Origin of the sequence: Cellulophaga fucicola, from assembly GCF_900119145.1 — a bacterium.
Lineage (GTDB): Bacteria > Bacteroidota > Bacteroidia > Flavobacteriales > Flavobacteriaceae > Cellulophaga > Cellulophaga fucicola.
Genome location: NZ_FPIY01000001.1, coordinates 1152868 through 1166636, shown reverse-complemented (window position 1 = coordinate 1166636; position 13769 = coordinate 1152868). Strand labels below are relative to the sequence as shown.

Annotated in this window: 6 protein-coding genes; 3 read left to right on the top strand and 3 right to left on the bottom strand. The window is 33.6% G+C overall.

From position 1 onward, the window contains the following. Position 1: 1 nt before the first annotated feature. Both BT107_RS05085 and BT107_RS05080 read right to left on the bottom strand, forming a co-directional pair. Positions 2 to 1078, bottom strand: a complete 1077-nt coding sequence (locus BT107_RS05085) for an anhydro-N-acetylmuramic acid kinase (protein ID WP_072302659.1) — start codon at positions 1076 to 1078, stop codon at positions 2 to 4. A gap of 3 nt (positions 1079 to 1081) precedes the next feature. Next, the gene (locus BT107_RS05080) at positions 1082 to 2809 is read right to left on the bottom strand and encodes a glycoside hydrolase family 3 protein (protein WP_084639122.1); all 1728 of its coding nucleotides are present in this window, start codon (positions 2807 to 2809) and stop codon (positions 1082 to 1084) included. A 133-nt stretch (positions 2810 to 2942) separates the two neighbouring features. Between BT107_RS05080 and murQ the strand changes: the two genes are divergently transcribed. The 3 genes from murQ to trhA all read left to right on the top strand — a co-directional run bounded on the left by murQ (position 2943) and on the right by trhA (position 13314). Continuing rightward, positions 2943 to 3758 (top strand): N-acetylmuramic acid 6-phosphate etherase, encoded by an 816-nt coding sequence (murQ, locus tag BT107_RS05075; RefSeq protein WP_072302658.1) that lies wholly within the window; start codon positions 2943 to 2945, stop codon positions 3756 to 3758. A gap of 428 nt (positions 3759 to 4186) precedes the next feature. After that, positions 4187 to 12616 (top strand): T9SS type B sorting domain-containing protein, encoded by an 8430-nt coding sequence (locus BT107_RS05070; protein ID WP_072302657.1) that lies wholly within the window; start codon positions 4187 to 4189, stop codon positions 12614 to 12616. An 89-nt stretch (positions 12617 to 12705) separates the two neighbouring features. After that, a complete protein-coding gene (gene trhA, locus BT107_RS05065) occupies positions 12706 to 13314 on the top strand; it encodes a PAQR family membrane homeostasis protein TrhA (protein WP_072302656.1) in 609 nt (202 codons plus the stop codon). 25 nt (positions 13315 to 13339) lie between these two features. On the opposite strand, the gene BT107_RS05060 is transcribed toward trhA, so the two are convergent. Next, entirely contained in the window at positions 13340 to 13768 is a 429-nt protein-coding gene (locus BT107_RS05060; RefSeq protein WP_072302655.1) for a DUF4268 domain-containing protein, read from the bottom strand. Between the last annotated feature and the right edge of the window lies 1 nt (position 13769).

Sequence of the window (13769 nt, the reverse complement as noted above, 5' to 3'; positions counted from 1 at the left end):
GCTATTGCGGAATATAAATAACACCGCAACTAGAATCTTTTTGTGCGCCAGTAACAGTTGCTAAAGCATTAGGTTGTTCTAAATGTCTTAGTGTGCCCATAAAAGCAAAAATTAAAGCTTCTTTAAACTCTATTACAGTTTTAGAAGGTGTTTCTAGAACAAAAGTATTCCCTAATTTTTCTTTTAAAATATTCATTAAAAAAGCATTTAATGCTCCACCACCAGTTACTAGTAATGTGTTTTTAGGTTTTTGAGCTTCAGCTAATAAATCGTTAGAAATAGTATTGCATATGTGTAGTATTATGGTGTGCAATATGTTTTCTATTGTGTCTTCTGTATTTTCTATAATCGGAATAATTTCTTTTTTAAACCACTCGAATCCTGTAGATTTTGGATAAGATAATTTATAGTATGCTAAGTCGTTTAAGTTAGATAATAATGTTGTGTTAACGGTGCCACTTTTTGCTAGCTCTCCATTTTTGTCGTAACCTAAATCTATTTTTTGAGTTACATAGTTTAACGCCATATTAGCAATACCAATATCATAAGCAATTCTTTTTTCTTTTTGCTGAAAAGATACGTTACTAATACCTCCAAGATTTAGGCAGAAATCATATTCAGAGAATAAATGCATATCGCCAATAGGAACAAGTGGTGCACCTTGTCCGCCAAGAGCAACATCGTTTGTTCTAAAGTCACAAATTGTTTTAATACCGCTATTATTAGCTAAATGTTGTCCAGAACCAATTTGCAGTGTAAATCCTTTTTCAGGCTTATGGTGCGTTGTATGTCCGTGGCTGGCTATAAAATCTACATCTAAATTATGTTCACGTACAAATTCTTTTACATGTTTGCCAAGCCAAGTACCATACCAATTGTGTAATTCTGTAAATTCTGGTACAGGTAAGAGAATTGCATTTTTAAGTTGCTCTTTAAGATCTGGTGTGTAGTCTATACTTTTGGTAGTTATAATAGTAAATTGCCAATTCGTATTCTTTTTGTAAAAATGACAATATGCTAGATCTAAACCGTCCAAAGACGTACCAGACATTAACCCTATTACTTTGTATGTTTGCATAAATTAGTTTATTGAAACTGAAAGCTTTCCTTTAGCATCTGTTTTATCTAAAAAGTGGTCTGCTGCATTTTCCTGAAAGACAAGAAAATCTTGATATGCTACAATTACATGTTTAGCATTTGTAATATCTAAATTGGTTAAAACATATGGATTTCCAAATACGTATAAAACAACATTTTTAGAGTTTATAATCTCTTTTAGCAGTTGTAACTCATCAGAACTTAACCCAAAATTATTTTTAGGTTTTATACTTGGTGGGTATAAAGCTATAAGTACATTTTCTTCAGTTTTAATTGCATTTTTTATGTTAGATAAAGTAGAGTTTTTAGTACTGTAACTGGTGAAATTATGATTCCTTTTTATCGAATTTAAAAAAGCATTTTCTTCACCTTTTGTAATTTCTAGACCAATAAATCCATCAGTTTTAAAATTAGCTATTGTATTGTTGTTTCCTTTAACAACCGTTAAACTTTGGTTGGCTAAAAGTGTATTTAAACTCTTAGAAGTATAGTAGTTTTCTGTAGGCGAAATAACAGTATTAAAAGCTTTTTCTTTTAGTTTCCAAACACGTTTAAAACTTTCTTCAATATGCTCTGGTGTTGCATTTTTTAAAATAGTCTCGATACCTTCTTTGGTATGTTCTGCAAAACATAAAACATCATTTCCTGCATCAAAAGCAACCCATTCTAATTCTCCTTTAACAGGGTATAATTTAGAAACACTTTTCATATTTAAAGCATCAGAAATAACCACATTTTTAAAATTCATTTCACCTCTTAAAAGCCCTTTAATTGTTTTTTTAGAAAGGGTAGTAGGTGTGTTCTTTTCTTCGGTTAAAGCGGGTACTGCTAAATGACCAATCATTACACTTTCTACTCCGTTATTTATTACTTGCTGAAAAGGATACAATTCATTAGCTAATAAAGCTTCTTTTGTTTTGTTTATAACTGGTAAACCTATGTGCGAGTCTGTAGCAGTATCTCCGTGACCAGGAAAATGTTTTAGGCAGCTAATAATACCTTGACTCTGCATACCTTGTACAAACGCAATAGCATTTTTAGTAACCAATTCTTTATGTTCTCCAAAAGATCTGTAACCAATTACTGGGTTTTTAGGGTTGTTGTTTATATCTACAACAGGAGCTAAGTTCCAATGAACACCAGCATCTTTGCAGTCTTTAGCTATATTTTTACCAACCTCAAAAATTAAAGAATCTTTGTTTTGCATTGCGCCAAGTGTAATTGCATATGGGTATTGTGGTGTATTGTCTACACGCATAGCCAAACCCCATTCTGCATCTATGGCAATTATAAGAGGGTATTTAGCTGCTTTTTGGTATCTTTTTATAAGTCTTTTTAAATTAGTTAAACTAAGTGTGTCGCTTTTGTTCTGCCCATCATAATTAGCCGCAGCGCTACTTCTACTTTTAAAAAAGCAAAGAGCACCTACGTGTTGTTCTTTTATTAGTTGTTCTAATTTTTGTATTTCTTCTTCTGTATCATTTATATAGGCAGCAGGCATAAATAATTGTCCTATTTTTTCGGCACTAGTAAGTTCTTTTGTAGCCTCGTTGTAGGTTTTAATTACGTTTAAGCTTGTTGGTTTTACCTCTTCCTTAATTTCAATTTTTTCTTTTGGTTTATTGTTGCAACTCGTTAGTAACATCAATATAAAAGCAAAGAAAAAATGAATAGGTTTTAAGGGCGATAAAAATCTAGAGTAACTGCGCATAGTAATAAAATAAGTTGTTATGCTAAAATAGACTTTTTATAGCGTGATACTAAATGGACTTCTGAAAAAATTAAACTAAGAAGATAAAAAATCTTAAATTTGATGAAAATTATTAATCGCATACCATTTATAAATGTTAGACTTCACTAAAGTTACCGAAACCTCATCAAACTATTCAGATTTAGAATTAATGGATACGAGTACTATTTTAACTAGTATGAATAATGAGGATAAAAAAATTGCAGATGCAGTAGCTTTATGTATTCCTGAAATTACAATACTAGTAGATGCTTTAGCAGAACGATTTAATAAAGGAGGAAGGTTGTTTTATATTGGAGCAGGTACAAGTGGTAGATTAGGTATTTTAGATGCTTCTGAAATACCACCAACCTTTGGATTACCACATACCAAAGTGATAGGAATAATAGCTGGTGGCGATACAGCAATTAGACTACCGGTTGAAAACGCAGAAGATAATAAAGAGCAGGCTTGGAAAGATTTAGAAGCATACAATATAAACCAAAATGATACAGTAGTTGGTATAGCAGCTTCAGGAACTACACCCTATGTAATAGGTGGTGTTAAAAAAGCGAAAGAGAACGGATTATTAACTGCTTGTATTACCAATAATCCTGGCTCACCATTAACTAAAGCCGTAGATGTTGCAATTGCAGCTTTAGTAGGACCAGAGTTTGTAACGGGCAGTACTCGTATGAAAAGTGGAACCTCGCAAAAATTAGTGCTAAATATGATTTCTACAGCGCTAATGATAAAAATAGGCAGAGTAAAAGGTAATAAAATGGTGAATATGCAACTTAGTAACGATAAGCTTGTAGACCGTGGCGCACGTTACGTAGTAGAAGCATTAAATATACCGTATAATGAAGCAGAAACATTACTTAAAAAACACGGCTCTGTAAAAGATGCTGTAGATGCTTATATAAACTAGTTTATTATACTAAAAAAAACATTCGTTTTTATAATTTTTAATTTCTAAACTACTATTTAAACACCTCTATTTAGATGTGTTTAAATAGCTCAATAAGGAATCTTTTTTCTTACTATTAGCTGCTATTTTATCCCTGTAAGTTGTATTTATAATACTTAAAGTAAAATTCTTATATTTTAATTTGTTATTTTTGTAGTAATTTACTCACTTATTATAATTGTAACGTGTTGTTTGTTACGGTGCTAATAGTTGTGTGTATTGACTTTATAGATTAAATGCATATAGAGGACACTATTTTGTATTTTTTGACGTTTTAATAGACTAAAGAGTTATTATTTAATTTTAGAAAGACCCATTTTATAAAATACCTTAGGTGTATTGCAATTCCCCAAGTTGCTTTATCCTTTTAAAACAAATTGACTTAACCTATGCAACCAAGTAAACAAAGACTTGCGTTATATGCTATACTATTAATTTTTGGATTAGTAGTGTGCAGTACCGCAATAGCGAACCCTAAGATTTACGGTTTTATTACAGATGTTATATCGTTAAACGATGAAACGTTTAAAGAGTTAACTACTGAGGATAAAATAGAAATTCCTAAAGATGTAAAAACAAGTTTTTCATCAATTCATAAAGAAAAGATTTCTAAGCAAAATACATTAGCAGCACCTGCAGCTATGTTTGCAACAATTATTAATGGGGCAGACCAAGAAGCAACTTGTTCTATAGATAATAGTACATTAGCTAAGTTTTTCTTGTGTGGTACGGGAGATGATAGAACGGTGTCTTTAAGTACATCGGGAAGTACATATGTATGGCAAAAATTGGGATCTGGTTGTACATTTGTTGGTACAGACGATTGTCCAACATACAGCACTACATGTAGTAGTAACTGGGTAACTGTTGGTAATTCTTCCACATTTTTGTTAGATGCTAGTAATGCTAGTATATCTGGAGAATATAGAGTTCGTGTAGATTCTGGTACATATTATCACTTTAAAGTATCTTCAAATCCATTAGATCCTCAGATTACATCAAAAAATATTATTTGTGGTAATTCAGGAAATATAGAAGTTACAAATGTACCTGCTGGGTACGAGTATAGTTTAAATTCTTCAACAGGACCTTTTCAAGATAGTCCTTCTTTTGATATTACAGCACCTGGTGATTACCAAGTGTTTGCTCAATTAAAAAATGCACCTGCTACATCTTGTATTTTCCCTTCTGAGATAATAACAATATCTGAAGAATCTATGACGGTAGATGTTACCAAAACAGATATTATTTGTAGTGGAGAAAAAGGAAATGTAGGAGTTACAGTTTCTGGAGCTACTGGTTTTTATAGTTATAGACTTTTAAAAGGTGGGGTTACATTAGATACTTTTGGTCCAAGTGCAAATACGAGCCATACTTTTAATAATCTAGGTTCTGGTACATATACCGTACAAGTAGAAACTAACGATTGTGATGTTACAGTTACAGAAATAGCAGGCGACCCAATAATAATAGGCAATGGTTTAGCACCAATAGATGCAACGGCTTTTGCAACAGACAGTTTTGGTTGTGGTGCAACAAGTGTAGATGTTACTTTAGATGTTGCAGGTGGTACATCTCCTTATCGTTATAGCCTAGATGGTGGAGGTACGTATAGTAGTACTTTTGCTAGTTCCGTAGTTTTTGCTGTTAGTACAGCAGGAACATATAATATTTTAATAGAAGATGTAAATGGCTGTTCTAAAAATGCAGCTGTAGAAGTACAGAATATTCCGCCACCAGTTTTTAATGTAACTACAGAAGATGCAAATTGTGGTGGAGCAGATAATGGTAGATTGACTATTAATGTAACCAATAGTAATGGTTATATGTTAGAGTATAGTAATGATAATGGAGTAACTTTTAAAAACGGAAATGTATTTTCTAATTTAGCTCCAGGTGCTTACAATGTAGTTGTTAGGTACCAACAAGATACTTTTATTTGTGCAACAACTCCAGTTGCAGTAACTATAGGTACACCATCTTCAATAATATCTTCGGCAACAGTAACAGCAGATCCAAATTGCGCGAATGAAAATGGAGGAGAAATAACATTTGCAGCAGCAAGCGGAGGTACAGGACCTTACGAATATAGTATAGGATCTGGTTTTGTATTAGCAACTACGGTTTTCCCCGGGCTTTCTCAAGGTAGTACATATACACCACAAATTAGAGATGCTAATGGTTGTGTAGAAACATTACCAGATATTACTTTTGCAGCTTTAAATAAACCAACAGATATAGATTTTACGGTATCTAGCATAGATTGTGCTACAGGTACTGCTTCTGTAACATTAGCTGTTACAGGAGGAGTTGCAATAACAAATTATGAAATTTTAGCACCAAGTGCAGTTGCAAATGGAGCAAGTAATGTTTTTACAGGATTAGGAATAGGTAGTTATACTTTTAGAGTTACAGATGCCGGTGGTTGTTCTTATACAGAAAGTTTTGCAATAAGCGATATTAGTTCTATTAAAGCAACAGCACAATTACAAGACAATGTTACCTGTGTAGGTGGTACAGATGGTCGTGGACGTTTTGTTGTAGATGGTTTTACGTCTACGTACACTTACCAAATTGATGCAAATCCTGCGGTAACAGGACAAACAGATAATTTTATAAATGTAAATGGTTTAGCAGCAGGTAGCTATACAATAACAGTTACAGATGATGATACCAGCTGTGTAGAAACTGCTACTTTAACAATAAACGAGCCTTCAGCTCCTTTGACAATGGCACCTATAGTTACAGATATGAGTTGTGGTAACAACAACAGAGGTTCTGTAAGAGGAAATGCAACTGGTGGTTGGGGTGGTTATACGTACACATTAGAAAGACCAGGTACTATAACTGATATAGGTCCAAGAAGTAACCCTAATTTTACAGGATTAAGTTATCCTGGTAATTATACTTTAATAGTTGAAGATAGTGAAGGATGTTCTTTTTCTTTTCCATTTACATTAACACCATTAAGTGCGCCAACTTTAGTTATGGATAACAGTACATCAGATTTTTGTTTTGATGGGACTGATGCAGCAACAATAAATGTAGCAGCTTCTGGAGGAGATGGTAATTACGAATATAGAGTAAATTATGGTGCATGGGTAGCTGGTGGAGCAACCAATTCTTACACTAATTTAAGTCCAGGTAGTTATGTAATTCAAGTACGTGATGGTAATGAATGTATTGATACCGTAAGTAAAAACATTAGACCGCAAACAACAACAACTGTTGCAATACAAAAAGAATTAACATGTAGTATAGTTCCAGCAGATGGAGACGCAGAGATAAGAGTAAATATTTCTAATGGTACTACACCATACCAAACATACGAGGTAAGTTATAACGGTGGTATTTATTCGGCTCCTGTAAATATTGCAGGTAATTCTTTTGTGTATACAACCGGATTGCCAGGAACGTATCAATTTAGAATTGTAGATAATGAAACTTGTGCTGTAGAGACCAATGTTATAACACTAAATCCTACAGAAGTTATTGCTGCAACAGCCAATGTTACCGATCCTACTTGTGGAGACGATAGTACAGGTAGTGTAGAGTTAATACCAGATACAACAATTGGTATTGCTCCTTATGAATATAGTGCAGATAATATTACATACACAAATCAGGCTGTATTTAGTAATTTATCTCCGGGAAATTATACCTACTACGTAAGAGATAGTAGAGGTTGTAATATACCAGTTAATTTTACAGTAGGTCCTGCGGCACCTGGTGTAGATGCTACAGTAGATTTTACATCTCCCACTTGTGGGATTGTACCAGCAGATGGCGAAATAAATGTTACAGCAGTAGCTAACGGAAGTTCGCCATTTACATATACCTTATTAGATACAGCAGGTAATGTTCTTGCAACAGTTGGTCCTACGACAGCAACAACAGCTAATTTCCCTGGTTTAGCAGAAGGAGATTATGTGGTAGAAACAACAGATGCAAGTAGTTGTGAAGATAGAGATGTAGTTAATTTAAGACAAAATAGCTTAACAATAACTCCAATACCAACACCAGGACCAGATTGTTCTACTGCTTTTACTTTTATGGTAGACATTGCTGGTGGTACAGCACCTTATTTAATAGGTTTGGTTGGTGAAACATTAGTGTCTCCAAATGTAGATGCAGATACGCACGATTTTACAGGACAAGTTGAGTATGGAATTACTTATTTTGTAGAAGTTCTAGATGATGCAGGATGTAGATATGTACAACAAATAGATCCTTTACCAACATTAGACCCTTTAACAGTAACAGCAACATCTTCTGCAGCATCTTGTACAGTACCAGATAATGCAGATATTACTTATGAAATAGATGGTTTACCTAATGGTGCTGATATTATTATAAGCTTAACAGATATAGATACTGGAGCAATAATTAGTGGTCCAACAACAGTAAATAATGTAACATTCCCTTACACAGGCATTTTTACAAACTTACCAATAGGTAATTACCAAGTAATTGTAACGGAAGACACCGGTACTGCAAATTATTGTAACGCTAGTGCTTTAGTTTCAATTACAAATGATAGTCCGACTGTAGTTGTGGAACGTAACACAAATGCAAACTGTTTAAATCCAAATGGGCAATTAGTATTACGTGGAGTAGGTGGTTCGCCAGCATATACTTTTGGTGTAGTGCCAACAGGAGATCCTGTACCTGTACTTACAACAAATAATGTATACGATTTACCTCCTGGAACGTATGATGCATATATAGAAGATAGCAAAGGATGTACTTCTGTATTAACAGGAATTGTGATAGATACAGACCCATCACTAGCCACGCCAGATGTAGATGTTACTAATCAATGTAATGCAGTAGCAAATTACACCATAGATGTAACATCTCCATTAACAGTTGCTGGTGCTCCAGAAACAACGTACCAGTACGATATTGGTAATGGTTTTCAAGATAGTCCTAATTTTGTAGTGCCAAACGCAGGTACTTATACAGTAACAGTGCGTAACGCTAATGGGTGTACAAGTAGTACAGTTGTAGAGGTTTTCGATTTCTTTTCAATCTCTGCAAGTGCATCTTCACAACCATCTTGTAATAATACAGATGGTATAGTAGAAGTAATAACAACTGGAGGTAGTGGTAATTTTAGATATGCCTTAGACGATGGCACAACTGTAACAACACATGAGCCAACCGATACAGACCCAGATACATTTACTGGTTTAGGTCCTGGAACTTATACTATAACAGTAACAGATTTAAATTCTAATACAAGTCCGTTGTGTTCAGATATAACTACAGTAGAAATTATAACAGTAAACACACCAATAATAGATAATACTTTTGTTGAAGATGTATCTTGTAACGGAGCAGCAGATGGTAGTATAGTTGTAGAGTTAGACCCTGCTTCTGCTACAGATGCACCATTTACATATAATATTTATGTAGGTAGTAGTACAACACCATTACAATCTATAGAAGATGCAACTTTTGAAAATTTAGCACCTGGAACATATCAAGTAGAAGTGGTTTCAGATAGAGGATGTTCAGTTAGATCTGGAGATATTTTAGTAGAAGAACCTACAGTTTTAGAAGTAACTCCTGTAGCGCCAGATTTTACTTGTAACCCTTCTGCCAGTTCATTTAGTACAACAACTATTACTGTATATACAGATGATAACGGAGATGGTACAGGAACACCAACAGGTAACGGCTCTTATAGCTATAGTTTAAATGATGGCACTCCTTTTTATGACGGTACTAATTTTCAATCTTCAAATACTTTTGAAATTATAGATAGTGGAGTAGACCAAACTATAGACGTAATTGTAAGAGATGGCGAGGGTTGTGAAACTACAGAGACAATAACAATACTACCGCCAACAGACTTAACATTTAATTTTAATTTATTAAATGGTATTACTTGTGATGCTACGGGTTCTGGAGCTTCTGCAGGTCAATTAGAAATAATTATAGATCAAGGCCCAGGAAATTATGAGGTAGAAGTATTGCCTTTAGGATCTCAACCAGCAAGATTATCTAACGGTACAGACCGTGTAGTTTGGGATGTTGATGTTCCTGGAGATTATATTTTTGCTGTAAGAGACATAGATAAAGGTGCTTGTTTATTTGTAACACCAACATTTAATGTTCCAGATTTTAATATTATTGATGCCGTAATAGGCGAGATAAAACCAGTATCTTGTTTTGGAGCAAGTGATGGAGAAATAAGTATAGAAGTAAACAACTATTCAGGAGCTTATAATTACGAAGTGTTTTTAGTAGATGCAACAGGGACAGAAGTAACAACAGGTGTTACTGGTTCTTTTGATACTACTGCACCAATAGCAACACCAGAAATTATCACAGGTTTACCTGCAGGTAATTTAATTGTAAGAGTAGAAGCTTTAGCTTCTCCGTTTTGTGATACAACAAGTAATACGGCACCAGTTAGGTCTCCAGATAGAGCTTTAACTTTAGTGCCAGACCAAACATCTTATGTTACTTGTGCTATACCAGGACTAGGAGAAATTACAGCAACTGCAGATGGTGGTTGGGGTACTTATGAATATCAATTAGAAAAAGAAACAGCAACAGCAGGTACATTTACTATAGAGGTTCCTTTTGCTTCACCTAATATTTTTAGTGATTTATCTGAAGGTAATTATAGAGTTAGTACTAGAGATTCCGGTGGCTGCGTTGTTTTTGAAGATATTCGTTTAAGTTTACCAGTTGCAATTAATGCAGATATAGAAATTGTACAACCTTTACTTTGTCCAGGTGCAAACGATGGTGTTATACGTGCATTTAATGTTAGCGGTGGTGAAGATTTAGACGGTGATGGAGAAGAGTACTTATTTCAATTAAATAGATTAGATGGTCCAGGAGGCGCTATAACAAACACAAGTGGTTTACAAGAGTCGGCTAGCTTCCCTAATTTACCATCTGGTTATTATACGATAACTATTTTTGATGGATGGAGTTGTGATTATACTACTTCAGAAATATATATTGTAGATCCAGAACCAGTAGATGCAGAATTAGTTGAGGTTACACCTCCTGGCTGTGGGGATTTAGGAAGAATGCGACTTAGTGTTACAAACCCAGTTGCAGGAATGGAATACTTTTACAGAAGAGCAGGAACAACAGACGCTTTTGTTAGCTTTGGTGGTCCAGATGTTTTATCAGTAATTATTACAGTTCCAGATATTGATGCAGATCCGGGACCATTTCAGTACGATGTACAAAACGGAAACGGTTGTCCAGAACAACAATCTAACGAAATTGGTTTAGATAAAGCTTTACCATTAGTTGTTGCACTAGATTTAGTAGATGCAGAAATTAAATGTCAAGGTGAAGAAACAGCTATTATTAGATCAGAAGCCTTTGGCGGTATTGGTAACTATAGATATACCTTAGTTAATAATGACTTAGGTGGTGTACCAACAGCTCCTACAGCGGCAGATATAGTTAGATCAGAACAAGCATCGGGTGTTTTTAGAAACCTTGGTCCAGGAACATATTATGTATATGCAACAAGTGGTGGTTGTACAGCAATATCTTCTATTATAGAAATAGAACCTAAAGTTCCTTTAGAACTAATAAGTTTAGAGTCTAACCCTGTTAGTTGTACGGGAGATTTTGACGGTACAATTACAATTGAAGCTAGAGGTGGTACAGGAGAAATAAAATTCTCTATATCAGATACATTAAGTGAGTTTTTTATTGGTGATGTAGATCCTAATACAATAACATTTAAAGATTTAGCACCAGGTACATACTCAATTTTAGTACAAGATGAGGTTGGTTGTAGTATACTAAGAGAGATTACAGTAACAGAGCCAGAAACGCTTATAGTTGCAGATGTAGATACAACACCAGAATTGTGTATAAATGCAGCAGATGGTACAGCAACTTTAACTATTAATGGAGGTACTCCTTTTGTAGATCCAATAACTGGAGATGAGTATTATGAAACTAGTTTAAATTCATCTGACGATGCAGACTTTGTAAGAAATGATAGTTTATTCTTTGATAATTTGGTTGGTGGAGAAACGTATGTAGTATTTATTAGAGATGCTAATTTATGTGATACCAATGCTATAATTAACATAGATTATGGTGTAGATTTAAGTGCAACTCCTATTATAGAATACGGCTGTAGAGGTATATTTCCTTTTAGCACTGTAACTATAGATATGGCAGATAAGAGTTTAATGTCTAACCTAATGTTTTCTTTAGATGTAGACGATTTAACCCTAGCAACAACACAAAATGTGTTTGGAGATTTAGAGCCAGATACTACGCATACGGTTTATATATACCATAGTAATGGTTGTTCTACTTCTGTAGATTTTACATTAGATGCGTATAATCCATTATCATTATCAGCAATTAAAACAGGTCCAAATGAGATTACTGCTTTAGCAGAAGGTGGTTATGGAGGGTATACATTCTTCTTCCAAGGAAACTCACAAGGAAACGATAATATATATACTTTAAATGAAGATGATGCTGTTACTATACGTGTAGAAGATGCACAAGGTTGTGTAGCTGAGGTTGTATTAGAGTTTAAATTTACAGGAAGAATTGAAATTCCTAATTTCTTTACTCCTAACGGAGATAATGAAAATGATAAATGGTCGCCAACTAACAGAGAATTTTTCCCTGATATAGAAATTATTATTTACGATAGATATGGTAGAGTAGTAGCTAGGTTAGACGATGTTACTTCTTGGGATGGTACTTATGAAGGTAATGAAGTGCCAACAGGAGATTATTGGTATGTTATTAATGCAAATGATAAAGAGAAACAACGTTATGTTGGTCACTTTACACTGTATAGATAAACTTAAAAATAAAAAAGGCGCTTTTAGCGCCTTTTTCATTTTCTAACATTAAACAATGTGGTAATTTTGTAATTCACTCTAAAGAAATTATGAACGAAGAAAAGTTAAATACAATATCGCATGCTATTGGTGTTATTTTAGGAATAATAGGTTTGTTTTTACTATTGTTTTTTAATACCAATAAAACAACATTTGCTGTATTTAGTCTTATTGTTTATGGTGTTTCTATTATTTTGCTTTACACAGCATCTACCTTATACCACGCAGCTACAGATCTTGTTGTAAAAGAGAAATATAGAATTTTAGATCACAGTAGTATTTATGTTTTAATAGCAGGTACATATACACCAGTTGCGCTAATTACTCTAGAGAATGGTAATGGCTGGCTTATTTTTTGGGTTGTTTGGGGTATTGCCTTAGTAGGTATTATTTTAAAACTTTTTTTCACAGGTAAATATGAGGCTGTTTCTTTATTACTGTATTTAGCAATGGGTTGGCTAATTGTGCTAGACTATGCTAATTTGGTAGCAAGTATTAGTGCTAGTTCATTAAATCTGTTAATGCTAGGTGGTATGTTTTATACTGTAGGTATAATTTTTTATGCAGTAAAAAAAATACCTTATAATCATTTTATATGGCATTTATTTGTGCTAGGAGGTAGCATCTCTCATTTCTTCTTTATACTTCGTTTAATATAACGTTTATTAAAAAAAAAACAGGGAATTAATATCTAATTATATCGCTATAATCTTCAAAGAAAGCTTCAAACTGTAGCATATTTTCTTTTAAGAAAACCATAGTTTCTTGCCACGTATTTTTGTTGTGTATACTTACGTTTTCTTTTATAACATAAATCCTAGAAATCTCTTTTTTGTTTTCTAAAATATAAGAATCTTCAAAAATTGCATTGGGTAAAAAGTCTGATGTAAGTACCGTTTTTAAAGAAGTTAGTTTTTCCCAGGTATCTATTTGTTTTTCTAAATCTGTATGTTCTAAATCTAAAGATACCATTGCGGTTTTTTTATCAAAATAAAATTTAAAAGATAAATTTTTAATTTTTGTGTTGTACAAAATCCACTTTCTAGGAAAAGATTTTCCAAAGGAAATCCAGAACTCTTCTCTAAGCCTTTTAGACTCTTCTCTACTAAACATA